The sequence below is a fragment of the Rhodoligotrophos appendicifer genome, assembly GCF_007474605.1.
GTDB classification, from domain to species: Bacteria; Pseudomonadota; Alphaproteobacteria; order Rhizobiales; family Im1; genus Rhodoligotrophos; species Rhodoligotrophos appendicifer.
Map to the genome: position 1 here is coordinate 1 of NZ_VHKL01000020.1, position 26,082 is coordinate 26,082.

Consider the following 26,082-nt stretch of genomic DNA (forward strand, 5'->3'; position numbering starts at 1 on the left):
CGGGACCCTTCTCTGCTTCGGCGCACCCTCACGCAAGTGGCCTGCTTTTACTCCGCCGCAGTGGCCTGGAATTGCTCCGCCGTTGACAATGTTGGCCAGATCGACGCCGGTGGCGATCGGCTGCTGGGCCTGCGCCTGTGCATTCTGGCGGCGCAACGCAATGAGCTGATCCTGCGGATATTGCCAGGAGACCGAGGCCATATAGGTGCGCTCGGTCGAGCGCAGCTCCATGTGGTAGGTGCGAAGATTGGTGTTGATGACGAGGTTGGTCATCAGATCGGCGCGGGTCGGCTTGATTAGAATATGAACCTGTTGGGTGGCGCCGGCGCCGCTGATCGTGTCGCCGATGATCCAGCGCACGGTATCGCCAGCGGCGACGGGGCCAGCGCCGACGAGGGTTTCTCCCGGCTGCAGCGCTATGTCGGTGATCTGGCCGACGGCGGTATAGACCTGATAGAGGGCGCCGCCCGTATAGGGGTAGACCTGCATGGCGTTGATGAAGCCGTCGCGCACCGGCTGGATGCGGGCGGCCGCATTGGCCTGATTGACGCGGGCGGCGGGGTCGGTCGGCTCGGCCGCGCGGCGAGATTCTTCGACCGGCTTCATCTGACCGGGCAGCGGCAAGGGGCGCGGCAGTTCGACGACGGTGACGGGAGCCGCCGCTTCGACCGTCTGCACGGCGGGGGCCGCATCGTCATAGCTGATCTCGGGGGGCTTGTTCATGGTGGCGCAACCGGCCAGCGCGGTCGTCGCCAGCATCACCGAGAGGATTGCGATTTTGCGAAAAAGCGTATGGCCGCTTCTGCGGAACTGCGACAGTGCGGGTTCGAGGAAAGCCGGCATTCCGGCATGCTGAGTAGTCTGCCGGATCATTGTCCCAGCTCCTTCGACCAGTTTATGGCGTTGACGTAGATCCCGAGCGGATTGGCCCGGAGCTTCTCGGCGTCGCGTGGGGGTTGCACGACGATGGTGAGGATTGCGGTCCAGCGTTCGGTCGAGGCGAGAGAGCCGTCCTGATAGGTGCGTTGCACCCAGGCGACACGGAACGAATCCGGCGAGGCGCGGATGACGCTCGAAACATCGACCGCGACCTGTGTGCGGCCGACCTTGCTGAAAGGGTCGTTGGTGCGGGCGTAATCGTTTAGCGCCATGGCGCCACGATCGGTCGTGAACTCATAGGCGCGCAGCCAGTTCTGGCGGACGATGATGGCGTCGGCCGGGATCGAGCGTGTCTGCTCAATGAATCTGGCGAGATGGAAAGCGATCTGAGGGTCGGTCGGACGGTAATCGGCAACGGCCGGGGCGACGGCCTGCGACTGGCCGAGATTATCGACTTGCACGACCCAGGGAACGATGGTGCCGCGCGCCGACTGCCAGACGAGGGCAGCGGCGAAGCCGCCCGCTAGCAGCAGCGAGCCGAAGGCCATCAGCCTCCAGTTTTTCGCCTGGACCCGGGCCGAGCCGATGCGCTCGTCCCAGATCTGCGCGGCCTTCTGGTACGGGGTCTCGGGTTCGGGTGTCTTGCCGTAATGGATTGCGGGACGATTGAACATCAGCGGTCACTTTCGGAAAGGTTGATGGAGGAGCCGCCGCCATGGCTGTCGCCGGAGCGCACCGCGTGGGCGGCGGCGGAGACGCCGTGGGACATGCCCTGCGAGCGTTTCATGCGCTTGGCCCAGTCGGGCGGGCCGTTGCCTGCGGGTGACGAGGGGGAACCGGCAGCGTCAGCGCCGCCGCCGATCGTTCCCATGGTCGAGGAACCACCAGCGGTCTCGAAGGCGGATTTGGCGCCGTCCGAGAAGCTGGATTGGACGCTTTCAGTGGCTTTAGATGCGGCGCGCTTCAGCGGCGAGACGGCGGCGCTGCCTGCCGCTTTCGCTACACCGCCGAGGCCGGATGCCACACCGGATGCGCCCGACTGGCCAGCGGAGGCGAGGCTATAGGCGGTGGAGGCGCCGCCAGCGGCAGCCGCGCCTCCCCGAACGGCGGCCGCGCCACCGGAAAGCGCGGCAGCACCTCCCTTAGCGGCGAGACCGGCCGCTCCGGCGCCGGCCATTAGCGCCCCGCCGACGGCGAGGCCGGTTCCGACTGCGGCGCCCGCGCCAAGCTGGGGACCGCCGGAAACAAGACCATTGGCGATGCCGGGGCCGAAAATGCCGAGGCCGAGAAGGGAAAGGGCGGCCAGAACGATCGCCATGGCGTCGTCTATGGTGGGCGTCGCCCCGCCAAAACCTGCGGTAAACTGGCCGAACAGGGTCGAGCCGATGCCGATGATGACGGCCAGCACCAGCACCTTGATGCCGGAGGAGATCACATTGCCGAGCACCTTCTCGGCCATGAACGCTGATTTACCGAACAGGCCGAAGGGGATGAGAACAAAGCCTGCGAGGACGGTCAGTTTGAACTCGATCAGCGTGACGAAGAGCTGGATGGCCAGAATGAAGAAGGCGAGCAGCACCAGGGCCCAGGCGAAGAGCAGGCAGGCGATCTGGATGAAGTTCTCGAAGAAGGACCAGTAGCCCATCAGGCCGGAGATCGACTCCAACAGGGGCCGCCCAGCATCGAGGCCTGTCTGCGCCACCTTGCCGGGTCGCAGCAGATCGGCCGTCGTGAAGCTGGTGCCGGAAGCCTTGAGGCCGAGACCGGCAAAGCTGTCGAAGATGATCTTCGCCAGATTGTTCCAGTTGGAAATCAAATATGCGAAGACGCCGACGAACAGGGTCTTCTTTACAAGGCGGGCGATGATATCGTCATCAGCGCCCCAGCTCCAGAACAGCGCGGCCAGCGTCACGTCGATGACGATCAGCGTCGTGGCGATGAAGGCGACCTCACCGCCGAGCAGGCCGAAGCCACTGTCGATGTAGCTGGTGAAGACCTGCAGGAACTGGTCAATGACTCCGGTGCCGCCCATGATTATTGTCCTTCGTTCTGACGGGGAGCGACCGGCACGACAGGCGTCGGGGTGCCGAGGAATCGATCACGGCTTTCGGTCCAGACGCGCCGGCACTCGGGATCTTCGGTGGCCTTCTGCCCGAGTTGCTGGCAGCGGCGCTGACCGGCGCGCAGCGGATCGGGGGTGGACGGCTGAAGCTGCCGGGCGGAGGGGGCCGCCGGTGCTTCTTCCTTGCGGGTCATTTCGATGGCAGTCGCGGTGATCGCGACGGCGACGAATATGATGGCGCCCAACCGGGCCAGCATCTTGCCGTCCATGGTGCTCCCCTTTCCGGGTCTCAGTTGCCGTTTTTGAACATCTGGGCGTTGCCCGGCTGGTAGCCCGTGCCGGGCGTCAGGAAGCGGCGGCGCTGCTCACGGCCCTGTTCGGCAGCCGCGGCCTGTTCAGCCGCCGACAATGCCTCGGCCCGGCCATTGGCAGCGAGAAGTGCTGTGAGATCGGCGAGTTGCTGGGCCTGAAGGGCGAGGAGCTGATTGCCAGCCTGGGTTGCCTGAAGCGCACCGGTCGCGCCCTGGCTCTGGCCGGCCAGGGCCGACATCTCGGCGCGCTGCCCGTCAATATTGCCGACGACGCCGGCCTGTACGCGCATGGCGTCCTGAAGACCGCCCACAGTGTTTTGCCAACGCTCACGCGCGCCGGCGACGAGCTGCTGGTCCGTTGCAGAGAGCGAGGCTGCCCCATATTGGGTCTGGAACGCCTGATCGATTTTCTGGACGTCGAAGGCGATGTTCTGCGCCTGATTCAGAAGCTGTTGGGTACGCTGGACCGATTGCTGAAGCTGCTGAATCGAGGAGTAAGGCAGGCTCGCCAGATTGCGAGCCTGGTTGATCAGCATCTGTGCTTCGTTCTGAAGCTGGGTGATCTGCTGATTGACCTGTTGCAGGGTGCGCGCCGCTGTCAGGACATTCTGCGCGTAGTTGGTCGGATCGTAGACGATGCCGCCAAAACCGAACTGCGCATATGCCGGGGCGGTCAGCATGGGTGAGACCGCCAGCGGTGCGGCAAGGATCGTCGCGGCGACAAGGGCCGCGCGGGAACGGCGGATCATCATGAGGGTGTCTCCAGGTTGTTGAGGCCGGGGATGAGGTCGACGGCCCAGGCCACGTCGCGGTGCCGCAGCCAAGCGGCGAGGAAGCCCTCGCGCCCATGCTCGGCGACGATGCGCTGAATGTCGGTCTGGTCGGTCTTGGAAGAGGCGGCGCAGAGCGCCAGCGCCACATCGGACAGACCCAGCTCGAACAGGCGGTTGCCGCGCCGGGACTGGCAGTAATAATCCCGCTTCGGCGTTGCCCGCGCGAGAATCTCGATCTGCCGGTCTTTCAGTCCGAAGCGCCGATAGATGGCGGTGATCTGCGGCTCGATCGCACGTTCGTTCGGGAGCAGAAGCCGGGTCTGGCAGCTTTCGATGATCGCGGGCGCGATGGCACTGCCGTCGATGTCGGACAGGGACTGCGTGGCGAAGATCACGGAGGCGTTCTTCTTGCGCAGGGTCTTCAGCCATTCGCGGAGCTGGCCGGCGAACCCGTCATCATCAAGCGCCAGCCAGCCCTCGTCGATGATCAGCAGGGTCGGAGACCCGTCGAGGCGGTCGCCGATCCGATGGAACAGATAGGACAGGACGGCGGGCGCCGCGCCCGTGCCGATCAGCCCCTCGGTCTCGAACGCCTGTACGGATGCCCCGCCCAGATGCTCGGCCTCGGCGTCGAGCAGACGGCCATAGGGACCTCCGACGCAATAAGGTCGCAGCGCCTGCTTCAGATCGTTGGACTGCAGCAGGACTGCGAGGCCGGTGATGGTGCGCTCGTTCACCGGCGCGGACGCCAGAGAGGTCAGTGCTGTCCAGATGTATTCCTTCACCTCGGGCGTGATGCCGAGACCCTCGCGCGTCAAGATCGAGACGATCCAGTCGGCGGCCCAGGCGCGTTCGGGGACATCATGGATGCCGGCCAGAGGTTGAAGCGAAACGCTGTCGTCGCGGCGTCTTCGCTCAAACCTCCGCCAAGGTCGTGCCAGTCGCCGCCCATGGCGAGCGCAACTGCGCGGATCGAACCGCCGAAATCGAAGGAGAAGACCTGTGCGCCCGGATAGCGCCGGAACTGCAAGGCCATCAGCGCCAGCAGTACGGATTTACCCGCGCCGGTTGGCCCGACGATCAGCGTATGGCCGACATCGCCGACATGAAGGGAAAACCGGAACGGGGTCGAGCCCTCGGTCTTGCCGAAGAGCAGAGGGGGCGCTGCAAAATGCTCGTCCCGTTCCGGCCCCGCCCACACCGCTGAAAGCGGGATCATATGGGCGAGGTTCAGTGTGCTGATGGGCGGTTGCCGGACATTGGCGTAGACGTGCCCCGGCAAGGAGCCGAGCCAGGCGTCCACCGCGTTGATGGTCTCAGGCATTGCCGTGAAGTCGCGGCCCTGGATGATTTTTTCGACCAGCCGCAGCTTCTCGTCAGCGATGCGCGGATCGTCGTCCCAGACGGTGACGGTCGCGGTGACGTAAGCCTGCCCCGCGTAATCGGCACCCAGCTCCTGAAGCGCCAGATCGGCGTCGGCAGCTTTGTTGGACGCATCGGTATCGACCAGGGCCGAGGCCTCGTTGGTCATGATCTCCTTGAGGATGGAGGCGATGCTTTTGCGCTTGGCGAACCATTGCCGCCTGATCTTGGTCAGCAGCTTGGTCGCGTCGGTCTTGTCGAGCATCACCGCCCGCGTCGACCAGCGATAGGGAAAGGCCAGCCGGTTCAACTCGTCGAGAATGCCGGGCGTGGTTGCGGTCGGGAAACCAACGATGGTGAGAATGCGCAGATGGGAATTGCCCAGACGCGGCTCCAGTCCGCCGGTAAGCGGCTGATCGGCGAGCAGCGCGTCGAGATACATCGGCGTTTCAGGAACGCGGACGCGGTGGCGTTTGGTCGAGATGCAGCCATGCAGATAGGTCAGCGTCTCGGCGTCATCGAGCCATGCGCATTCCGGCATGAAACCGTCGATGAGCTGGATCACCCTGTCGGTGCGGTCGATGAAGCCGCGCAGGATCTCACGAGCGTCGACGCCGGATTGTTCGCGGCCCTCGTAGAGCCAGCTCTCGGCACGCGCCGCGTCTTCGGCGGGCGGCAGATAGAGGAAGGTCAGGAAATAGCTGGATTCGAAATGCGTGCCGGCTTCCTCGAACCCGGCCTTGCGCTCGGCATCGACCAGTGCCGATGCCGCATCGGGAAAGCGGCTTGCCGGATAGGTGGCGGCGGCATGGCGCTGCGCCTCGACGAAAATGGCCCAGCCGGAGCCGAGGCGGCGGAAGGCGTTGTTCAGTCGCGCCGCGACGGCCACCAGTTCGGCCGGCACCGCGGAATCCAAATCCGGGCCACGGAACCGAGCCGTTCTCTGGAAGCTGCCGTCCTTGTTGAGCACGACGCCGTCTCCGGCCAGCGCCGCCCAGGGCAGGAAGTCGGCGAGTCGTGTGACGGTGCGACGATATTCTGCAAGGTTCATCATGATGGTTGTTCTCCTCAGGCGCCGAGATGACCGGGGATGCGCAGATGGCGGCGCACCACATCGACGAACATCGGATCGCGTTTGGCCGCCCAGACGGCCGCGAAATGCCCGAGGAGCCCAAGCGCGATGCCGACCAGCCAGAGGCGCAGGCCCAGGCCGAGGGCTGCGGCCAGCGTGCCGTTGACGATGGCGATCGAACGCGGGGCGCCGCCGAGCAGGATGTGCTCGGTCAGCGCTCGGTGAACGGGGACGGAGAAGCCTGGCACTTCGTCGGACTGGTCATTGAGGCCCGTCATCAAACCAGCGCCCCGCCGCCGAAGGAGAAGAAACTGAGGAAGAACGAGCTGGCCGCGAAGGCGATCGAGAGGCCGAAGACGATCTGGATCAGCTTGCGGGCGCCGCCCGAACTGTCGCCGAAGGCTAACGTCAGGCCGGTGACGATGATGATGATGACCGCGATGATCTTGGCGACAGGGCCTTCGATCGATTGCAGGATCGATTGCAGCGGCGCTTCCCATGGCATGGACGAGCCGGACGCGTGGGCAGCGGGGGCGAGGATCAGGCTGGCATAGGTGACGGCGGCAGCCGTCGCGATATGGCGGCGGACGCGCAGGGCACGGCGGATCATGTTGGTTCTCCTGTGAGGTTGGGGGTTGATGGCACGACGCGGTAGTCGCCGTCGGGACCGAGGCCCTCGACGTGGACGAGTTCGGAGAGGCGGCGCTTCGATCCGCGGCCCGACAGCACGGCGATGAGATCGATGGTCTCGGCGATCAGCGCGCGCGGGACCGTGACGACGGCTTCCTGAATGAGCTGCTCGAGACGGCGAAGCGCGCCGATACCGGTGCTGGCGTGGATGGTTCCGATGCCGCCGGGATGGCCGGTGCCCCAGGCTTTGAGGAGATCGAGGGCTTCCGGGCCACGCACCTCGCCGATGGGGATGCGGTCGGGCCGCAGGCGCAGCGACGAGCGAACCAGATCTGAGAGCGACGCCACGCCGTCCTTGGTGCGCAGCGCCACGAGGTTCGGCGCGGCGCACTGAAGCTCGCGGGTATCTTCGATCAGCACCACGCGGTCGGAGGTCTTGGCGACCTCGGCGAGCAGCGCATTGGTGAGCGTGGTTTTTCCGGTGGAGGTGCCACCGGCGACGAGGATGTTCTTGCGGTCGATGACTGCGACGCGCAGGGCCTCCGCCTGATCGCTTGTCATGATCCCAGCAGCGACATAATCGTCGAGGGTGAAGACTGCGACTGCGGGTTTGCGGATGGCAAAGCTCGGCGCCGCGACGACGGGAGGGAGAAGCCCCTCGAACCGTTCCCCCGTCTCGGGAAGTTCCGCCGAGACACGCGGAGCACCGGAATGGACCTCGGCGCCGACATGGTGCGCGACCAGACGCACAATCCGTTCGCCGTCCGCTGGCGACAGCCGCTCGCCCGTATCGGACAGGCCTTCGGAGAGCCGGTCGATCCAGAGCCGGCCATCAGGATTGAGCATCACCTCGACGATCGACGGGTCTTCAAGAAACCGGGCGATGGCGGGGCCAAGGGCGGTGCGCAGCATGCGCGCGCCCCGCGTCGTCGCCTGTGATGTCTGAAAAGATTCCGCCATGTCGTCCCCTTGCGTTCAGGGACCGTTCGGCCAGCCCTGGATCGGGGATGAGTAAGAGAGGCAGGAATTAGGCCCGCGCAACAGGGTCAAGGGCGTAGTAGTGGTCTGGCGTAGAAAGACAGGAAGACTGCGGAAGTGCGAGTTGGCGGCTATGTTGGTTGTCGCAAAATTTGGCATTCTAAGACGTTGCAAATATCAGTCGTATAACTGGATATTTACTCGAGATTTTTGCGCATGGCAGACGGCAGGAATCCACCACCTCATCTCGGTCGTTCCGCTTTCACTGTCGCTGTCCAAAACCTGCCGTACGGTCAGAGACCAATTTCGGCGTGAATGGGGGCCTAAAACGGACCGGCGGTTTGCGGTGCCAAAAGTTAAGGACCTGCCATTCCCGCAACCCTGTCTCCGGCGCTCTCTTATCGAATACCTCGCGCGTGGAAGCGGTCGTAGGGACAAGCGCATCAGTTGCGGATAGCGTTCAAGGCGACCGCGACCAGGACCAGCCCGGCGACGATCTGGATCGCGCGCGTGAAGGCATCCACGGTGCGCGGCCTGCTTGCCAGGAGGCCCAGGAGTTGCTGTCTGAACAGCACGGTCGCCAGTGCCACGGTCGAAAGGACCAGCGCGACGCCGATCATCATGACGGCGGCGAAGGCTATGCCCGCTTCCGGCATTCCGCGCGAGATGGCGAAGGTCATGACGAAGAGGGTCAACGGGCAAGGGATGAGGCCGGCGGCGAACCCTGCAGCCATCCCCTGGCCATGGGCGTGTCCGGTTCCCCGGACGGCTTGCCAAAGCATCCAGATGCCGATCACGCCCAACAGTCCCCGACTCAGGTCTTCGAGCATCGGAGCGCGGCCGACGCTGCCGAGCGCCACCGATACGAGCGGCAGCGAAAGCAGCGCGATCAGGACGGACATCCCGACATGGACGAACGACAATATGAGCGATACGGCCAGCCCGCGCGGTATGCTCGCGGTCGATCCCGTCAGATATGTGGCGAGCACCGCCTTGCTGTGACCCGGGGTCAGCGCATGCACCGCGCCGAACAGGATTCCCATCGGCAGGTAGGCTGCGAGCAATGTCCAGTCCCCGGTCTTCGCGAAGTCGCCGATGCGATCGGCAAAGGCGAGGTAGATCTCGCGCTGGATGGCGACGAGGTCCTGGAACAGGCCCATCATGCGATGACGCCCAGCGTGGCGACCGCAAGCACGATGTAGCGCGCCGTCTTGGCGATCATGACGAGGACGACGAAGCTCCAGAGCGGCTCTCGGAGGACTCCTGCGGCGACTGTCAGCGCGTCCCCGCCAATAGGCGCCCACGAAAGCAGCAAGCTCCAGCGTCCCCACTTCCGATACCACCGCGTCGCCCGGTCGAGTGAGAAATTACTCACCGGGAACCACTTCCGGTCGCGAAATCGTTCGACGCCGCGCCCGAGCGCCCAGTTGACGACCGCACCAAGAACGTTGCCGAGGCTGGCGACAGTGACAAGCACGACGGGTGAATGCGTCCCTGCGACGAGAAGGCCGACCAGAGCTGCTTCCGACTGGGCTGGAAGGATCGTCGCGGCAACAAAGGCGATCGCGAACAGACCACCGAGAATAGCGACGTCATCCATGATGTCGGACCGTCCGGGTGGCCTCACCGCGCATGCGGCCAGACGGCGTGGAGGTCGTCGATTACGTAGGCATGGGCATGGCTGTTCCGGCCGCCGGCGACGCCTTCGTTCAAATGCGGATGGCTGGCGGGCAACCCGTCATGGGAATGCACGACCACCTCCGGGTCGGACGCGGGCCACAGCCATGCGGCAAGCGTCACGCTAGCCGCTGCGATCAGCGCCAGGACAACGGACGTTGCAGGAAGTCCGATTGTCGCTCCCGCCCACCCTGCAAGCGGATAAGTCAGGAGCCAGCATGCGTGCGAGAGGGCGAACTGTGCGGCGAACAGCGCCGGGCGATCTTCCGCGTGCGCGGAGCGTCGTAGCAGCCGTCCCGATGGCGTCTGCGCCATCGAATAGCCTGCGCCGATCGCGAACCAGAGCGGCAGCAGCCAGCCATAGGAAGGGATCGCCGCCGCGGCGACCGTGGCGATTGCCAGGGCTGACGCGCCAGCCAGCATCGCCGTCCGGTCGGGGATGGTGTCGAGTAGCCGGGGCAGCACCAGTGCTACCAGCATGGAGCCTCCACCGAAGGCTGCGAGCGCCAGCGCGGTGTCGCTTTGGCCGAGGCCGAAGAACCCTTGCACGTAGACGACGGTATTGACGATCACCAGAGCGCCTGCCGCCGCGACTGCCATGTTGATCGCCAGCAGACCACGCAGGCGCGGCGTCGCTAGATAGATTCGGATGCCGCGCGTGGTTCGGTCGTAGATGCCACGCGGCTTGGCAGGCTTCGGGCTCGGCAGGACGACCGAGACGACCAGCGCCGCCGAGACGAGGAAGCCGATGACGGTGCCGGCGAACAAATTGTGGAAGGAGATCACGGTCAGGAGCGCCGCCGCCAGCATCGGGCTGACAACGCTTTCGAGATCGTAGGCCAACCGGGAGAGCGAAAGCGCTCTTGTATATTCTTTCTCGTCCGGCAACACGTCCGGGATCGTCGCCTGGAAGGTTGGGGTGAAAGCGGCGGATGCCGACTGCAGCACGAAGATCAGGATGTAGATCTGCCAGATCTCTGTGACGAAGGGCAGGAAAAGCGCCACACCCGCCCGCACGAGGTCAAGCGCCACCAGCATGGCCCGGCGCGGCACGCGCTCCGCGAAGGCAGACGCGACAGGCGCGACGCCTACATAGGCGATCATCTTGATGGCGAGCGCGGTGCCGAGAACGGCTCCGGCGCTCTCGCCCGCAAGCTCGAACGCAAGCAGTCCCAGTGCGACTGTCAGCAGCCCGGTGCCGAGCAGCGCGATCACTTGCGCGGCGAACAGATGGCGGTATGTGCGGTTCGCAAGGACGGCGAGCATCAGAGGTACTTCGCGATTTCTTTGAATTCGTCGACCGAACCGCGTTTTTCCAGCGGCAGGGGTCCGATCGTCTCTTCAAGGCAGTGTTCGAGATGATCGTGGATCAGCGTGCGTTTGGCCTGCGCAACCGCCTTTTCCACCGCATGGAGCTGTTGTGCGATGTCGAGGCAGGGTTTGCCGCCCTCGATCATCGCGATGACGCTGCGCAGGTGGCCCTCGGCGCGCTTGAGGCGCTTGACGATGTCGGGATGGGAGGCGTGGCGGTGTTCGGACATGCTTCTGTCCTATCCTCCCACAAAGGATACTGTCAAATTCATAATCCTCCTATGCCTTTACCTTGCCTTAACCAATGGTTTATACCGCTGGGAATGATGCGGAATCGAATCGCCACCGTCAGGATCATGCTGATCTGCCTGCTTGCGCTCGCAGTGTTGGGCTTCCGTGCGCCGGTCACCGACCCTTCGGGCGTGACGCAGGTCAGCACGGTCACCAGCGTCAATCACGGCTATTCACACGAGCACCATGGCCATTCGCATGACGACGACGAGCAAACCTCCGCGCCGTCCGGCCACGACCACGATCGCTTCCATGTCGGTGACCACAGCCACGACACGCCGAGCGCCGCCGTATCGATCGGCTTTCGGTTGGCATCGCCCCGGGATTTCGGAACTGGAATGCCGGACGATCGGGTCGCCTCCCTGTCTAATCCACCGGGCGACCGACCTCCGCGACGCGTGACAAGCTGAATCCGGCTTCGGCCGACATTTTCACGCAATCGCGGAACGATCACATGACACTTTATCCGCCTGAGGGCGGACGGTTCGCCGCGCGCGCACCGTTCGTCCTTCCGATGGCCATCCTGTCGGTCGTCCTGGCAATGCTCCTGTCCACCGGCCTCGCCGCGGCTCACGCCGTCGCCGAGGGGGACAAGGGCTACATCCAGGAGATCACGGGGATCCACCTCATCCCCTTCATGTATTTGGGGGCCAAGCATATGGTCACCGGCTACGATCACCTCCTGTTCCTGCTCGGGGTTGTCTTCTTCCTCTATCGGCTGCAACACATCGCGATCTATGTCAGTCTGTTCGCGATCGGCCATTCGACGACGATGATCCTTGGGGTATGGTTCGGGTGGAACGTCAGTTCCTACCTGATCGACGCCATCATCGGCCTGTCGGTCGTTTACAAGGCGCTCGACAACCTCGGCGCCTATCAGCGCTGGTTCGGCTACCAGCCGAACACCAAGCTTGCGACGCTGATCTTCGGCTTCTTCCACGGCCTCGGTCTGGCGACCAAGATCCTGGAATACGATATCGCGCAGGAGGGGCTCTTGCCCAACCTGCTCGCCTTCAATGTCGGCGTCGAAATCGGCCAGCTCATCGCGCTCGCCATGATCCTCATCATGATGGGGTACTGGCGGCGCACGGACAGCTTCTGGAAACACGCCTACACCGCCAACGTCCTCATGATGACCGCCGGATTCGTGCTGATCGGATATCAGCTCACCGGCTATTTCGTCGCCTGACCAAGGAGAATCTCCCATGTACAATTCCGATACGCCCACCCGCGCCGAACTGCCGACTTCGGCGCAACTGCTCAAGTCCACAGCCGTTGCGATCTTTGCGGCCGCCGCGATCCTCGTCGCTATCGTCCTGCCTTCCGAGTACGGGATCGACCCGACCGGCGCGGGCCGGCTGCTCCGCCTGACCGAAATGGGCGAGATCAAGACGCAGCTCGCCGAGGAAGCCGAGCAGGACCGCATTCGCGACCAACCGAATGTCGTGCCGGCGTTCGCACCTGCGCCTTCTCCGGCTAAGCCGCTGCAGGGCTCAGGCCTTCTCGATCGCATCTATGCCGAATTCCTCGTTGGCAGAGCGCAGGCGCAGGAAACGCGCTCCGACGAGATGTCCGTCACACTCGCGCCCGGCGAAGGGGCGGAGATCAAGCTCGTCATGGTCAAGGGCGCGCAGGCGAATTTCGCCTGGACCGCGAACGGAGCGGCGGTGAACTTCGACACGCACGGCGACGGCGGCGGCGAGAACATCTCCTACGAGAAGGGCCGCGGTGTTGCCGACGACGAGGGGGTTCTAGAGGCGGCGTTCGATGGCAATCACGGTTGGTTTTGGCGCAACCGTACCGACGCTCCCGTGACCGTGACGCTGAAGACCAACGGTGCCTATTCCGAAATCAAGCGGATGATGTAGGCAGCCATGTTACGGCCGGTCGGGCCATATAGGTCCGGCCGGGTCGCGCTCGCGTTGCGAGGCGCTTGTCGCGTCTGGTCGAGCAGCCTTGCAAGAGAACGACCGCTTTTGGTATCGCGAGATGCTCGCTGGAACGGCGAAGATCGGGCGCGTTGCCGTCGAGGTGCGCCGCCACCTAAATGGCGGGGTTTCCAGTTACGCTGCCCAGAAGCGGTTGGGCAGGAATCCACCCCAACCGCTACCTTCCCTTGTCGCGGGAGACCCTGAAATTTTCGACACGATCCGGAATTGTTTCCAGGTGCTGCCGGTGTCAGCCGGAAGTCAGAGATTCTGATCGATTGGCTCTTCTTCAGGCTCGACCGTTTGACCGGTTCCGGTTACGTCATCGGGGATTTCCTTCAGGAAACTCTGTCCTTTCTGCAGCCGACGACCCAGCGTTTCCACGAAGCCCTCATAGCGTTCGCGCCCTTTGATTTGCGCGGCGGATTGCGCGTCGGGAGGAAGCGGCGGTGTGATCGTCAGCCAAAATCGGACGAACAGGGCCAGAGTTTCGGCGGTTACTCCGAGATCGCGCTCCATGCGTTGCGCCTGTCGCGACAGCCTGTCGAGGCGACGAGCGAATGCGGCTTCCCGCTTGTCGGCGCCATCGGGCGACAGGAATGATGCGACGGCCGCCTCGACGATGGCGGAGCGTGAAAGCTTCTTTCGTTCAGCCAGTTCGGATATGCCCTTCATCAGGTCCGAGGGCAGATAGACGTTCATTCGATCGCGCATGGGCTTCCTCACAGGTCCATATTGTCGTTGGGGTCCATGGCGATCTGCCGAGCGACTCCGCGCATGTGCTGGCGCAGGGCCCGAGACTGCCGGACCGCATCTTCAGGCTCGTCATCCATCACGATGTCAAACTCAGCGGAGGGGTTGGGCGGCGTAGTTTCCGTGGCTATGGCGACGTGGTCGGGCAGTTCCGGCTCACGGCGCAGTCCACCGTTGGCGGCGTCCTTTTCCGCCTTCTGGATCTCAGCCAACAGGGCAGCATCTGGCCCTTGTGGCTTCAACTCCGTCCAGGCGTCTTTCCGAGTGGTTCTTATGGTCTTGCTCGGGTCCGGCGGCGGCAGCAGGCGCTCGTTGAAGCGCTTGTCCTCGAAGTACCGCGCCTTGTTGGCCCGGATCGGCGGGGTCGCCGCCAGCATAACGATCTCGTCGTTGGGCGGAAGCTGCATGATCTCGCCCGGCGTCAGGAGCGGGCGCGCGGTCTCGGAGCGCGAGACCATGAGATGCCCGAGCCAGGGTGACAGGCGATGGCCGGCATAGTTCTTCATCGCCTTCATCTCGGTGGCGGTGCCAAGTGCGTCTGACACCCGCTTTGCAGTGCGTTCGTCGTTGGTGGCGAACGAGACGCGCACATGGCAATTGTCGAGAATGGAATTGTTGGCGCCATAAGCCTTCTCGATCTGATTGAGGGACTGCGCGATCAGGAAGGCTTTGAGGCCGTAGCCTGCCATGAAGGCCAGTGCGCTTTCGAAGAAATCGAGCCGGCCGAGCGCCGGGAACTCGTCGAGCATCATCAGGACGCGATGCCGTCGGCTCTTGGTATGGAGATCCTCGGTCAGGCGGCGGCCGATCTGGTTGAGCACCAGGCGGATAAGAGGCTTGGTGCGGGAGATGTCTGAGGGCGGCACCACGAGATAGAGCGTGGCGGGTCGCTCGTCCTCGATGAGGTCGGCGATGCGCCAGTCGCAGCGGCTCGTCACCTCGGCGACGACGGGATCGCGATAAAGGCCGAGAAACGACATGGCGGTGGACAACACGCCGGATCGCTCGTTGTCTGATTTGTTCAGCAGCTCGCGCGCAGTCGAGGCAATGACCGGATGCGGGCCTTTCTCGCCGAGGTGCGGCGTGGTCATCATCGCCGCCAGCGTCGTCTCGATCGGCCGCTTCGGGTCCGACAGGAAGCCAGCGACACCGGCCAGCGTCTTGTCGGGTTCGGCATAGAGGACATGCAGGATCGCGCCGACCAGAAGGCTGTGGCTGGTCTTTTCCCAATGGTTGCGCTTTTCCAGCGAACCTTCCGGGTCGACCAGCACGTCGGCGACGTTCTGAACGTCGCGGACCTCCCATTCGCCGCGCCGGACTTCGAGCAGTGGATTATAGGCGGCGGACTTGGTGTTGGTCGGATCGAACAGCAGCACGCGGCCATGAAGCTCGCGAAACCCTGCGGTGATCTGCCAGTTCTCGCCCTTGATATCGTGAACGACGACAGAGCCGGGCCAGGTCAACAGGGTGGGGACGACGAGGCCAACGCCCTTGCCGGAGCGGGTCGGGGCGAAGCACAGAACATGCTCCGGGCCATCGTGGCGGAGGTAGTCGCGCTCAAGCTTGCCGAGAACGACGCCATCCTGACCGAGCAAGCCTGCGCCCTTCACTTCGGCGGGGGTCGCCCAGCGGGCCGAGCCATAGGTGGCGATGGTCTTGGCTTCGCGCGCCCGCCACACCGACATGCCAATGGCGACAGTGATGGCGATAAAGCCACCGGATGCGGCGATGATCCCGCCGATGTTGAAAATCCCGGGGGCATAGGCCTCATAGGCATACCACCACCAGAAAAACATCGGCGGGTAGTAGACGGGTATCCCGGCCAGCTCGAACCAGGGCGTACCGAGCTGAGGTTGAAAGCCAAGCTGCCAGGCCGTCCATTGTGTCGCGCCCCAGATCGACATGAGGACGATCAGGAAAACGACGAGGATTTGGCCCCAGAGTATTTTGGTCGCGGACATTGGCGTTGTCCCTTCTTCGTTGCTGTTGAAGTCCGTGCCCGGCGCTACAAGCCAAGGTCGCGTTTGCGGCCAAGGCTCCAGTCGATGCCGCCACTAGCGTTGGCGACGCCGGCGATGTGTTGGCCGAGTTTCTTTTCGAGCGGTGGGGTCCAAGGCACGAGCTGGAAGCCCAATCCGTTGTCGATCATGGAGAAACGGCCGGATGCGAGCGTCAGGCGCTGGCGATAGATACCGGCTACATGCTCGCCGGCTTGTGCCTTCATGTGCGGCAACCCGGTCTCGGTCGAGAGCCTCGCGCCGACCGCATCCAGTTCGCGCTGACGCAGTGTCTTGAGGAGATCGCGCTGCAGGATGATGTGCTGACCCTGACGGCGGGCGAGGCCCTCCTCGGTCAGATGGTCAGCGCGGGCCGTCATGGCGTCGCGGACCTCGCGCCCGAAACCGCCCATGGCAAGCGAGGTCGGCTCACGCTCGACCAGACGATGATCGAGCCAGGTGGCGCCCGGCGCCGTGATCTGGCGGTTGAGGTCAAGATCGGAACGGCCGGCCAGGGCCACTGTCGGGTTCGGATCGTCGGGGCCGCCAAAGCGGCGTACCTCGACGATGCCGCCGACGGGCGGGGAATGCTCGAACGCCTCAACGCCGCGGAAACGAACATGGTGGGCGCGGCCATCGATACCGTCGATCACGGCATAGGCTTCGCCGGTCAGTTCGTTCTGAAGGCCCTTGTCCACGAGCCGGCCGATGACGGGCGTCCCTGCCGCGCCGCCGTCGATTATATAGTCGGCGACACCGCGATCCTGCCCGCGCTCGGTGAAGGCGCGGTGCATGGTCTTGATGATGTCGCCACGCATGCCGAGATCGCGCAAGGATCGCTCGGCCTCCAGCCCGACCATCCATTCGCCCGGTGATGCAGGTGCTGCGAGGCCCATTTTTTCCAGATGCTGAAGGCGGCCGACCATCAGGCGCCGCAGTTCGGGATCGGATGCACCGGGGTTTTCGGGCCGCAGGGTGATGAAGCCGGTCTCATCGGCGGCGATGCGGATTTCGACATCGAGCCGCGTCCAGCGCTCGGCCATCATTTCCTTGTCCAGCGCGTTGCGGATTTCGTGCTCGGCTTTGGGGCCGAGTTCGATGGAGACGAGATCCTCCGCGCGGGAACGCAGCCCCCGGCTGATATAATCGCGGGAGATCACGAGGTCTGCGCCGGTTTCGTCGACGCCGCGCACGATCAGATGGACGTGCGGGTTGTCGGTGTTCCAGTGATCGACGGCCACCCAGTCGAGTTTCGTGCCGAGATCGGATTGCATCTGGCTGGCGAGATCGCGGGTGAAGGCGCGAATGTCGGTCAGGTCGCCGGCGTCTTCGGGCGAGACGATGAAGCGGAAATGATGCCGATCATCCTTGCAACGTTCAGTGAAGGCTATGTCATCGGCTCGGTCGCTGCCGGCATCGAACATCACCGTCTTTTCCCCGTCTCGGGTGACGCCCTCGCGTTTCAGATAGGACAAGTGCGCCGAGAGCGGGGCGGAGCGAAACGCCTTGCCGGAGTGGCGGGCGATCCGGGCGGTGACCACGACACGGCGGTTGCTGCCAAACAGGCGGTTGCGGCTGAACGTGTTGCGGCCGCGCCCGAAGGTTGAACGGCCACGCGCCGCTGTCCCGCCGACAGATCGTGACACCCCGCCGCTGCCGGTGTGACCAGCCTTCTTCGCAGCGCGCAGCACCTGATTGATGAAGCTCTTGGGCTTGCCGCCACGTGTGCTCTTGATGCGCCCTGGCCGGACATTGAAGTCGCTGTCGCCTTCGCTCATGGCCGCGCCCTCCAGCAGGCCAAGACGGGCACAGTGCCGGAAACAACCTTGTAATCATTAAATAAAACGCGATCAGCGGCACTGCTCCCGACCGACCGGCACGCCAAAAACCAAGCCAAGTCAAAGACTTGGGCGACGGTGGACATGCCGCTTTTATCTTGCCCTATGCCTGTCGTTACCTGTCTCCACCCCTGCCATCCCGCACCTCCTTTCCAAAAGCACGCCACGCTGCGCCACACCGCGAAACCCGTCATTGCGGGCCTCCTGCACCTGATCGGGCGACAAACAGGCTGCCCGATTGCGGTAATATCCCCGAAACGTCGCGCACAGTCGTTGCAGCCGGAGCGTCGACAGAAGCGGCATCAGTCTGCACGGGAATGGCAGAAGATGGGCCGTCCGAGCCCGCGATGAACAACGGCGCGCGCCGCCAGACATGCGGATCGACGGCAGCGACAACGACAGCACCAGAATTGTCGGGAGCGATTTCGCCCGCACCGACAAGGGGCGCGAGCGTGGCGACATAGGCGCGGGTTTCTGCCGGGAGGGGGCGGCCTGCGAGGTATTCCTCGTAGCGACCGGGACCGGCATTGTAGGCCGCGAGGAAGCCCGACGAACCGTAGCGGTCGTGCATCTCACGCAAGTAAGCCGTGCCCGCCATGATGTTGTCGCGCGGATCGTAGGGGTCGTTGCCGAGGCGATAACGGGCGCGCAATTCGGCCCAGGTCGCGGGCATCACCTGCATCAGCCCCATCGCGCCCGCCGACGATATGGCTCGCACGTCACCGGCGCTTTCGACGCGGCGAACGGCGCGTATCCAGTGCTCGGGAATGCCGAAGCGCTGCGAGGCTTCGGTGACGAAGGCGGCATGCGGATCGGCCGTCGACGATCGCGTCACCGGCACGCTCTGCGCCTGTGTGACAACTGGCGGCGTGACGATGAGAAGAAGGCCGGAAAGGAGAAGGAGGGCGCTGCGCCGGACGGCGGGAAGCCGTCCGGTCGCAATGGTGTTGGCGGATCTTGTGCGAGGGAGGCCCATCGGTCACTCCCGCTCGCTGCGCTTGGGCTGGCGGTTCCAGTGTAGCGACCATGAAGTTTCATCGTCGCCGTTCTGGAACAGGTTGGCGCGGAATGGCTGAGCGAAAGCGGGATCGTCGATCAGCAGTGATACATAGTCGCCAGCCTTCTCGCCGGTGCGCTTCCAGCCCGCTCCAATCTCCGGTGCATCGTCATCACCGCCGTGCATAATGCGGTAGTCCGGCGCGTTCTCGGCGTCCGATGGTTCGGCCGGAACGATGGTGAGTTCGCGGTAAAGAGTGAGCGTATGGATGCGCCCGATAAAACCCGTCTCCTCGCGGGTGAATTGACCGATCTGCGGCATGGGTTGGTTCCTTCCTGTTGCGGTGGGAGAGCTGGCGGCGAGCGGTGCGCCCGCCGCAGGCGTGGCGTTCACCGCGTTGACGCGCGCCATTCGAAGCGGCCTTCGCCGTCATTGTCGGTCCACAGCGGAACCGCGCGACCGATGATCGAAACCGACGGGATCGGGCCGAAATACCGACCGTCCAGGCTGTCGGGGACTTCCCAGTTCATCAGGAAGATTTCGCCGTCGGCGATCACACGGCAGCCCTGCCAGGCCGGCAGCGGTCGACCGATGCGGTCGCGCTCGAGCGCCGTTCCCATCTCGATCCCGTCGACGGCGATGGCGACGCCCGTCCGACAGACGGTCTGACCGGGAAGACCCAGCACGCGCTTCAGGAGCGGCATGTTGCGGGGCAGATAACCCCCGTCGTCAAGGAAGCTCACCATCGGTTCGGGCGCATCGACGGCGACCAGATCGGTGACTTCAAGATGTCCCACCGGTTCGACGATGTAGAACCCGATCGGCGTGCTGGCCGACGCATTCCAGATGAGCTTGGTCGGGGCGTCTATCCAGGTGGAGACGGCGACGCCGCTGGTGGCGATGAACGTCGCCACGGCCCAGATGAAGCGGCTCATGGTTCCGCCCTCCGCCGCAGTAGCCACGCCTGATGCTGTTCGGCGGTATATGCGCGCGGCTCGTGACTGGCGGTCAGTCGGTTGTGAACATGCCGCCAATAGTCCGGTGCGACATCGACCGGATCGAGGCCCATCGCCTCGATGGCGTCGATCAGTTGCAGCACCCGTTCGACCTTCGGCCAGCCGTCGATCTTGAGCAGGATTTCGCCGCCTGGACGCACGAAGGGCAGCGTCTGGAACGGCTCGCCGGGACCAATGGCGCGCACGATGTCGACGCGTGAGATGATCGTACCGTAGTCATTTGACGCCCAGCGGACGAACGCGAACAGGCTGTTCGGCGCAAAGCCGACGACGCGCCGCCTGCGGTCGAGGATCTGGTCGCAGCTCTCTCGACCGAACCTGATCCAGTGTTCGATCTTCCTTTCGATCCACGTCAGTTCGACGAGGGTGGTGAACGGTGCGGGGCTGGCCGGTGACGGGCCGCCGCGCACGCGGGGAGCCGCGTTTCCGGTCATGAGGGGTCTCCTGATGGTGGTGGGAATTTGCGCGAGAGCAGCTCGCGCAGCATGTCGGCGACAGTCGTCCCACGCTGAAAGGCTGCGATCTTGATGCGGCCGCGCAGGTCCGGCGTGACGTCGACCGTCAGCCGGGCGGTGAATGCGCCGTCCTTCGCTGGTGACGACGGCGGCGCTGCCGCGGCGGCGCCGGACGATTTGATCCAGTGTTCGGGATCGGCAGGCCGCGCAGCGAAGCCACGCTTTCGCGGCGGCTTCGTCATGGCGACAGCCTCCCGACCTCGGTGGCAAGTGCAGCGATCTCGCGCGCGGCCATGCTGTCGGCATCGGCCTCGAAGACGAGGCGGCCGGTTTGCGCCAAGTCGGCGAAAGCGATGCGCTGGCCGATGGTGGCCGCAAGCAACGGCGGATCGTGATCCGCCAGTGTCTCGGCCGTTTCGCGGGCGATGACGGTGCGGGCGGCGCAGCGGTTCAGCACGAAGCGGGCAGCAAGGTCGGGCCGGTAGATGCGCGCCTCTGTGATCAACGCCAGCATTTCGGCGGAGGCCCAGCCGTCGAACGGTGACGGCTGCACGGGGATCAACACCAGATCGGCGGCGAGAAGTGCTGAGCGCATCAGCCCGGCGATACGCGGCGGTCCATCGATGACAATGTGATCGGCGTCGCGGGCCAGTTCGGGCGCTTCGCGATGCAGGGTGTCGCGGGCCAGGCCGACAATGCCGAACAGGCGTGGCAGGCCCGCACGTGCCCGCTGCTGCGACCAGTCCAGCGCCGAGCCTTGCGGATCGGCATCGATCAGGGTGACGCGCTTGCCTTCGCTGGCCCATTGGCCCGCCAGATGCAGGGCGAGCGTCGTCTTGCCGACACCACCTTTTTGATTGAGGAGCGCCACGATCATCGGGCGCTCCCGCACTCGCGGCCATCGCGCAGGCGGATGGTGTCATCGGTCTGGATCGGTGCAATAGACCCGTTTGGCCGCCCGCCGCCGCTGTTGTTCACAGCGCCATCTACAAAAGAAGAGTTAGATTCTGGGTTAGACTCTAAGTTAAGGGTCGGAATCGCCGTTTCGGGCCAGAGGGTTAGCTGCGATCCGTGCGTGCGAAGTCCCGATGGCGCTGCGTGTGAAGTCCCGATACCGTTTGCGTGCGAAGTCCCGAGCGCTTCCACAGGTTTATCCACAGGCCCTGTGGAAAACTCTGCGGGCAAGATTCTAAGCAGTTCACGCGGCCCCTGGCGCTCGATGCGCAAACGATAGCCGGGCAGCGGCTGGCGGATAGTGATGCGCCGGAGCTGGAGGGCGAAGTCGGAAACCCGCACCAGGCTGCCGGACTTTTCATGGAGATGAGGGATCTCGAACACCCAGCCGTTCGGCTGGCGACCGGCGTGTTTGCGGGCAACGCGGTAGAGCCAGCGTTCGATGCCGCCGGTCAGCCGGAAATAGGCAGGGTCGATGGCCAGAACCAATGTCCGGTCGATGACGCCGCGATAGAACCAGTCGGGCAGGACGAACTCCATGCCCTCGACGCGGCCGTCGGCGCGGGTCAGTTCCTCCCATTCGTTGATCCAGGAGAACTGGTGCCGACGCCAATGTTCGCCGTGGCGGATGGTCGTGCGGATGGAGGTGGATTGCAGGCGCGACAGCGCGCCCTTCAGCAGCCGGTAGTCACGGGCGCCGGTTTCGCGGCCCGTGGCCATGAGGAGCTGGTAGGGTGTGAAGCGCAGGAAGCGGGATGTCTTGAGGCCGAGGTTTTCGGCCTCAACGATCTGGCTGGCGGCCCAGATTAACACGTCAGCATCCCAGATGGTCGCCATGCCATGTTCCGGCACGGCGAAGACCTCGACGCGGACGTCGCCGGTTTCATAGAGGATCGGCACGACGCGCTTGGCCTTGGCCAGCGAGAAGAAGGGCCGTTCCATGAGGTCGCGCTGATCGCGCGGGCTGGCGTCGCCGGTGGCTACGATAAAGGGATCGAGCTTGCTCCGCTCGCTGGAGGTGATGAGGCGACGCCGTGACATTTACGGCTCCTCAACGATACGAACGCGCGCCGCGCTCGGGCGCGTGGTCTTCGCGGCGTTTCGCGGGCAGGACCGAGCCGGACGGATCGGACGTCGAGGTGACGGCGCCGCGGTTGGCCCAGGCCTGCAAATCCTCGATCGAATAGACGACGCGGCCGCCCAGCTTGCGATAGGCCGGGCCTGTGCCATAGGTCCGGTGCTTTTCCAGCGTCCGGCCGGACAGGCCGAGGAAGCGGGCGGCTTCAGGCGTGCGCAGATAGCGCGGCGGCAATCCGGCGAGATTGGGGGACATGAGAGGGCCTCCGTGGGGTTCGTTGGGGCCGCTGACTGTCAGCGGCGGACGAGGGCCAAGGTGGCGAAGTAGGACCGCGAAGAGGGAGGGGGATCTTGGGGAAGCCTAATTCTCCCCCCTCGGGTGGGCCTTCGATCAGGAGCGCCGACGATGGCGGAGCAATTTGAGATAGCCCCCTGCGATCATGGCGAGGCCGTCGCGGACAAGATCCCTGGTGGCGTCGCGCAACGCCGAGGTCTTCCAGGGATCGTCGGCAACACGGGCGGCGCCGAAGATTGCATCAGCGATTTCTCGATAGGTTGCATGGTTCATGCGACCATCGGCGGCGCGCAGCATCAGCTTCAGGCGGCGGCGTTGTTGCTGGGTCAGGCGTACGTCGACTGGCACCGGCAGGTGGTGGAGGCTTCGCCACAGCCGGTCGACCGCCGCAATGCGGTCAAGGCCGTCGGCGTCGAGCGGCACTATCGCCGCGAGCGGCTGGCCGACCTTAGGTGACGCCAAAACGATGACATGGATTGCGGGGGAAAGCATCGCGAGTTGCAGGTGCGTGCCCTCTGGCGCGTCGCGCCGGATGGTCTCGCGCAGATCCGATTGGCTTTTGGGCGAAGCGCCCACAGGCGAAGGTGCAGGGGTCAGGTGGAGGGTGCTGGTATCGGCCTCCGGGGCCCAGAAGACGGCCTCTTCATGGCTGCTGCGACTGGGGCGGGCGGCGAAATCGCAACCCCCAGCGTTGGCGCAACGCTTGCGGCAATGGCTGGTCAGCCTGCTCTGATTTCAACAGCCCTGAATAATCTGTTTGGTAGGTCTCGTTGCGGCGCAGGCATTCCCATGCAAGATCACCGACGCTGAGATCGTCCATGAAGTCGTAGTCGGGACTTGTTTTCCACCGAGATGTATCGGGGACCATGAACACTACTCCCAATACTGACAGATACACAGGTCAGACGGGAATTGATTCCAGAGAGTCGAGCGCGCGTGAAGCCGAGGCGCTGGCAACAGGTGTTGTCACCGCGACAACACCTCGTCAGTTCGGGCGACCGCGCAGCAGTTGCCGATAGCCGTGTTCGGTCATCCAGTGCGCGCGAGCCAGATGGGTATCGTGGATATGTCGGGCGCGTTTTTGTTCCTGCTCGGGGTCAATGCCGAAGAGCACGCTCACGGCCTCTTGCCAGTCTGCACCATCGGCCTGCGCGTCGAGGAGGCGCATATAGATTTTGAAATGCGCGCGGTCGTATTCGGTCAAGGCCGGGCTTGATGGTGGTTCATCGAGAAATTGGAGCGTGGTCATGTTGGCTTGACGCAGGTTGTCGTCTCCACAATGGATGTGAGTGGCGGCTTATCGCAGAAACATGCTGGAGAGATGGTGCGTCCAGGGCAACAGGTGTTGCGGGTCGGACATGCCGACATGAGCTCTGAAAGCCTATCGTCTGATCTCTGCCACCTCATCATCCACCATCACGCCTTCACGCCGACCGGAGGACAGGAAGATGATGCCCGCCGCTTCGAGCGCCCTGCGTACCTGATCGCGGGTGCCTTCATGCACGCGCAGATCGGTGACCGACTCCAAACGCTTGAGCGCGGTCAGGGATACGAGGGCCTTGTCAGCGAGCGTCTCCTGGTTCCAGCCGAGTAACGCGCGTGCGGCCCGTGTCTGTCGGGCGGTGATCATGCATGATCACCTCCACAGACATCAGAACGCACGCCACGAAAACGACTATTATAGTCGGCTTATGGACGAATAGCGACCCGAAATCGTCGTTTGAACCTGCCGACGAACGGCCGAAAAGGCGACTGATTCGGTCGCCTGGAAAGGCGTGTTCATGCTGACGAATGTCAGCGGCGAAAGCCTGTGGTGACTTTCGCATGGCCGTATGGCCTTCGCCCCTTAAGGGGCGAAAGGGTCCAGCTCATCGACAATGGTGTCGTCCTCGCCGTCATATTCGCAGGCGGGCATCACGCCGATGGTGCCGTCTCCGGCGCGGAAGATGACGATGGAGACCATGAGGGTGGCGGCCAGGCTGAAGGCGAAAGCGTGAGCATCTGCGAAGGACATTGTTCCGGCTCCTGTCTTGGAGTCGGGGGACCATCCCCCGCTCGACAGGCGCCCGAAGTGTTTGTCTCCGGGTTGCGATCACCTCGCAGGCGTAGCCAAAGAGGCCGCACGCTCGCGTAGCGGACCCTTCATGGGTTGAGGGCAATAGCCCTGAGATAAACCAAGGAATTGCGTCTTTAAGAGCGGGGTTGGGGCTTCGACCACAGGAGCTGGTGATGTTCTTTGCTCACGCTTTCGCCGGTGTTCAGCTCTCAGCGCCTGATAGTCGGTCGTCGTTCTTCACTGCCCCAGAGACTGAGACGGGTGATCCCTGCCGCTGCTTTGACCGGCCGTGCCATACAATGAGCGTCAGACTTTCGCTGAGAGGGTGAGGACCATACGGCCATGCGCGCAGTCGCGCTTTTTTCGAGGATCATTTTGGTATGACGGGCGGCTTGCGACCCTTTTCACGGCGGGTGTCAGTCTGGCGGAGCCGTGGTGAGCGGAAGTCGATAGCTTTCGCAGTGCTGGCTTGATGACCTCGCGTATCTGCGATCTGCCGAGAACAGGAAAGAAGCCCGGCGGCTTGTGCCGCCGGGCTTCGGGCTCCGGCTCAGAACGGGATGTCATTGTCGTCGATGAACTTACCGTCGTTGCTCTCGGTCTGCTTGGCCCGGCTGAGGAAATCCACCGTCTCGGCTATGATCTCGCAGCCGTAGCGGTCGTTGCCCTGCTGGTCGGTCCATTTGGTGTAGTGGATGCGGCCGCGGACCAGAACCTTCATACCCTTCTCGCAATATTGCTGGATCGTCTTGCCGAGGCCGTTGAAGGAGGTGATGCGGTGCCATTCGGTATCCTGAACCCGATAGCCGTTTTCGTCCCGGACCACCTTGCCTTCGGAGTAGCGGGGGCGCGAGGTGGCCAGCGTGAAGTGGGTGATGCCGGTGCCGCCCTGGGTGGTGCGGGTTTCGGGTTCCTGACCGATGTTGCCGGCGAGAATGACGATGTTCTGCATTTGATGTCTCCGTTGCTTCAGCCCGAGGGACCGTCCCTCCGACGAGACCCGGCCAAGACCGTCGGGAGACGACTGCACCGAAGCGAATGCGCAGGGCGAACCCCGAAGAAGTGGGGTGGTGCGGGCAGGCGCTTCAGCGCCAACTCGGCCCGGTTCACAGGGGTTGCTGGCGGAAACTGAACGGGCTTAGGGGATCAGTCAGTCGGAGGGATAAGTCCTGCGGCAAAGCCAATCGGGGCGATCAGCGGAACCTTCGCCCTTGCCGGCATCCGCCATCGAGACACGACACCGGAACTGCGGCGCCTTCGGCAACGGGATGTCATTCATCCTCACGCGCCGTGCTTCGCCTTCATGGAGAACAGGGTCACGGGACGGCAGAAGGGGGTGTCAGGGAGAAGGTGAAAGGCGCCGCATTCCC

At 64.1% G+C, this 26,082-nt stretch carries 32 protein-coding genes and 1 pseudogene; 3 read left to right on the forward strand and 30 right to left on the reverse strand.

Annotated features, from left to right (window positions below; all coding sequences use genetic code 11):
- The 13 genes and pseudogenes from FKM97_RS25450 to FKM97_RS25510 form a co-directional block, all read right to left on the reverse strand.
- Positions 1-873, reverse strand: an 873-nt coding sequence (locus FKM97_RS25450) for a TrbG/VirB9 family P-type conjugative transfer protein (RefSeq protein WP_144295274.1), incomplete at its 3' end; no start/stop codon positions are given.
- Entirely contained in the window at positions 870-1,553 is a 684-nt protein-coding gene (trbF, locus tag FKM97_RS25455) for a conjugal transfer protein TrbF (RefSeq protein WP_144295275.1), read from the reverse strand. The genes trbF and FKM97_RS25450, both read right to left, overlap by 4 nt.
- On the reverse strand, positions 1,553-2,911 hold the full coding sequence (trbL, locus tag FKM97_RS25460) for a P-type conjugative transfer protein TrbL (RefSeq protein WP_144295276.1): 1,359 nt from the start codon (positions 2,909-2,911) through the stop codon (positions 1,553-1,555). Before trbL ends, trbF begins: the two co-directional genes overlap by 1 nt.
- Before the next feature lie 2 nt (positions 2,912-2,913).
- Positions 2,914-3,210: a putative entry exclusion protein TrbK-alt gene (gene trbK-alt, locus FKM97_RS25465; RefSeq protein WP_144295277.1), complete on the reverse strand. Its 297-nt coding sequence runs from the start codon at positions 3,208-3,210 to the stop codon at positions 2,914-2,916.
- Between the two features lie 20 nt (positions 3,211-3,230).
- Positions 3,231-4,004: a P-type conjugative transfer protein TrbJ gene (trbJ, locus tag FKM97_RS25470; RefSeq protein WP_144295278.1), complete on the reverse strand. Its 774-nt coding sequence runs from the start codon at positions 4,002-4,004 to the stop codon at positions 3,231-3,233.
- Positions 4,001-6,441 (reverse strand): annotated as a pseudogene (trbE, locus tag FKM97_RS25475) (conjugal transfer protein TrbE). Before trbE ends, trbJ begins: the two are co-directional and overlap by 4 nt.
- Before the next feature lie 14 nt (positions 6,442-6,455).
- Complete coding sequence (locus FKM97_RS25480) at positions 6,456-6,737, reverse strand: VirB3 family type IV secretion system protein (protein WP_144295279.1); 282 nt, start codon at positions 6,735-6,737, stop codon at positions 6,456-6,458.
- On the reverse strand, positions 6,737-7,069 hold the full coding sequence (locus tag FKM97_RS25485; RefSeq protein ID WP_035102145.1) for a TrbC/VirB2 family type IV secretion system protein: 333 nt from the start codon (positions 7,067-7,069) through the stop codon (positions 6,737-6,739). The genes FKM97_RS25480 and FKM97_RS25485 overlap by 1 nt, the downstream gene beginning before the upstream one ends.
- A complete protein-coding gene (gene trbB / locus FKM97_RS25490) occupies positions 7,066-8,049 on the reverse strand; it encodes a P-type conjugative transfer ATPase TrbB (protein ID WP_144295280.1) in 984 nt (327 codons plus the stop codon). Before trbB ends, FKM97_RS25485 begins: the two co-directional genes overlap by 4 nt.
- 461 nt (positions 8,050-8,510) lie before the next feature.
- Positions 8,511-9,221 (reverse strand): HoxN/HupN/NixA family nickel/cobalt transporter, encoded by a 711-nt coding sequence (locus tag FKM97_RS25495; protein ID WP_170241147.1) that lies wholly within the window; start codon positions 9,219-9,221, stop codon positions 8,511-8,513.
- Positions 9,222-9,226: 5 nt separating this feature from the next.
- Positions 9,227-9,667 (reverse strand): YqaA family protein, encoded by a 441-nt coding sequence (locus FKM97_RS25500; protein WP_144295281.1) that lies wholly within the window; start codon positions 9,665-9,667, stop codon positions 9,227-9,229.
- A 23-nt stretch (positions 9,668-9,690) separates the two neighbouring features.
- On the reverse strand, positions 9,691-11,010 hold the full coding sequence (locus tag FKM97_RS25505; protein ID WP_144295282.1) for an MFS transporter: 1,320 nt from the start codon (positions 11,008-11,010) through the stop codon (positions 9,691-9,693).
- Entirely contained in the window at positions 11,010-11,285 is a 276-nt protein-coding gene (locus FKM97_RS25510; protein ID WP_144295283.1) for a metal-sensing transcriptional repressor, read from the reverse strand. The genes FKM97_RS25505 and FKM97_RS25510 overlap by 1 nt, the downstream gene beginning before the upstream one ends.
- A 93-nt stretch (positions 11,286-11,378) precedes the next feature.
- Between FKM97_RS25510 and FKM97_RS25515 the strand changes: the two genes are divergently transcribed.
- From FKM97_RS25515 to FKM97_RS25525, 3 genes are all read left to right on the forward strand, one after another.
- Positions 11,379-11,756, forward strand: coding sequence for a hypothetical protein (locus FKM97_RS25515; protein ID WP_144295284.1), 378 nt, complete (start codon positions 11,379-11,381; stop codon positions 11,754-11,756).
- Between the two features lie 104 nt (positions 11,757-11,860).
- On the forward strand, positions 11,861-12,535 hold the full coding sequence (locus tag FKM97_RS25520; RefSeq protein WP_144295312.1) for a HupE/UreJ family protein: 675 nt from the start codon (positions 11,861-11,863) through the stop codon (positions 12,533-12,535).
- Between the two features lie 16 nt (positions 12,536-12,551).
- Positions 12,552-13,214, forward strand: coding sequence for a transmembrane anchor protein (locus FKM97_RS25525; protein WP_144295285.1), 663 nt, complete (start codon positions 12,552-12,554; stop codon positions 13,212-13,214).
- Between the two features lie 321 nt (positions 13,215-13,535).
- Here FKM97_RS25525 and FKM97_RS25530 read toward each other — a convergent pair whose 3' ends face one another.
- The 17 genes from FKM97_RS25530 to FKM97_RS25605 form a co-directional block, all read right to left on the reverse strand.
- Positions 13,536-13,988, reverse strand: coding sequence for a ribbon-helix-helix domain-containing protein (locus FKM97_RS25530; protein WP_144295286.1), 453 nt, complete (start codon positions 13,986-13,988; stop codon positions 13,536-13,538).
- 8 nt (positions 13,989-13,996) lie between these two features.
- The gene (locus FKM97_RS25535; RefSeq protein WP_144295287.1) at positions 13,997-15,988 is read right to left on the reverse strand and encodes a conjugal transfer protein TraG; all 1,992 of its coding nucleotides are present in this window, start codon (positions 15,986-15,988) and stop codon (positions 13,997-13,999) included.
- Positions 15,989-16,032: 44 nt separating this feature from the next.
- Positions 16,033-17,802 (reverse strand): relaxase/mobilization nuclease domain-containing protein, encoded by a 1,770-nt coding sequence (locus FKM97_RS25540; RefSeq protein WP_144295288.1) that lies wholly within the window; start codon positions 17,800-17,802, stop codon positions 16,033-16,035.
- Between the two features lie 250 nt (positions 17,803-18,052).
- Complete coding sequence (locus tag FKM97_RS25545; protein WP_144295289.1) at positions 18,053-18,838, reverse strand: lytic transglycosylase domain-containing protein; 786 nt, start codon at positions 18,836-18,838, stop codon at positions 18,053-18,055.
- Between the two features lie 3 nt (positions 18,839-18,841).
- Positions 18,842-19,180 carry a DUF736 domain-containing protein gene (locus tag FKM97_RS25550; RefSeq protein WP_144295313.1) on the reverse strand — a complete coding sequence of 113 codons (339 nt, stop codon included), beginning with the start codon at positions 19,178-19,180 and terminating at the stop codon, positions 18,842-18,844.
- Positions 19,181-19,248: 68 nt separating this feature from the next.
- Positions 19,249-19,794 (reverse strand): S26 family signal peptidase, encoded by a 546-nt coding sequence (locus FKM97_RS25555; RefSeq protein WP_144295290.1) that lies wholly within the window; start codon positions 19,792-19,794, stop codon positions 19,249-19,251.
- On the reverse strand, positions 19,791-20,309 hold the full coding sequence (locus FKM97_RS25560) for a DUF2840 domain-containing protein (RefSeq protein ID WP_144295291.1): 519 nt from the start codon (positions 20,307-20,309) through the stop codon (positions 19,791-19,793). Before FKM97_RS25560 ends, FKM97_RS25555 begins: the two co-directional genes overlap by 4 nt.
- Entirely contained in the window at positions 20,306-20,572 is a 267-nt protein-coding gene (locus tag FKM97_RS25565) for a ribbon-helix-helix protein (protein WP_144295292.1), read from the reverse strand. Before FKM97_RS25565 ends, FKM97_RS25560 begins: the two co-directional genes overlap by 4 nt.
- Positions 20,569-21,207, reverse strand: coding sequence for a ParA family partition ATPase (gene parA, locus FKM97_RS25570; RefSeq protein ID WP_144295293.1), 639 nt, complete (start codon positions 21,205-21,207; stop codon positions 20,569-20,571). Before parA ends, FKM97_RS25565 begins: the two co-directional genes overlap by 4 nt.
- Positions 21,204-22,325: a replication initiator protein A gene (locus FKM97_RS25575; protein WP_144295294.1), complete on the reverse strand. Its 1,122-nt coding sequence runs from the start codon at positions 22,323-22,325 to the stop codon at positions 21,204-21,206. Before FKM97_RS25575 ends, parA begins: the two co-directional genes overlap by 4 nt.
- 10 nt (positions 22,326-22,335) lie before the next feature.
- The gene (locus FKM97_RS25580; protein WP_144295295.1) at positions 22,336-22,617 is read right to left on the reverse strand and encodes a helix-turn-helix transcriptional regulator; all 282 of its coding nucleotides are present in this window, start codon (positions 22,615-22,617) and stop codon (positions 22,336-22,338) included.
- Positions 22,618-22,752: 135 nt separating this feature from the next.
- A complete protein-coding gene (locus FKM97_RS25585) occupies positions 22,753-23,232 on the reverse strand; it encodes a DUF2285 domain-containing protein (RefSeq protein WP_246105271.1) in 480 nt (159 codons plus the stop codon).
- A gap of 67 nt (positions 23,233-23,299) precedes the next feature.
- Entirely contained in the window at positions 23,300-23,524 is a 225-nt protein-coding gene (locus FKM97_RS25590) for a transcriptional regulator domain-containing protein (protein ID WP_144295296.1), read from the reverse strand.
- 117 nt (positions 23,525-23,641) lie between these two features.
- Positions 23,642-23,905, reverse strand: a complete 264-nt coding sequence (locus tag FKM97_RS25595; RefSeq protein WP_144295297.1) for a DNA -binding domain-containing protein — start codon at positions 23,903-23,905, stop codon at positions 23,642-23,644.
- A 132-nt stretch (positions 23,906-24,037) separates the two neighbouring features.
- Positions 24,038-24,286: a helix-turn-helix domain-containing protein gene (locus FKM97_RS25600; RefSeq protein ID WP_144295298.1), complete on the reverse strand. Its 249-nt coding sequence runs from the start codon at positions 24,284-24,286 to the stop codon at positions 24,038-24,040.
- Between the two features lie 216 nt (positions 24,287-24,502).
- A complete protein-coding gene (locus tag FKM97_RS26485; RefSeq protein ID WP_170241146.1) occupies positions 24,503-24,670 on the reverse strand; it encodes a hypothetical protein in 168 nt (55 codons plus the stop codon).
- A 592-nt stretch (positions 24,671-25,262) separates the two neighbouring features.
- Positions 25,263-25,664, reverse strand: a complete 402-nt coding sequence (locus tag FKM97_RS25605) for a single-stranded DNA-binding protein (RefSeq protein ID WP_144295299.1) — start codon at positions 25,662-25,664, stop codon at positions 25,263-25,265.
- Between the last annotated feature and the right edge of the window lie 418 nt (positions 25,665-26,082).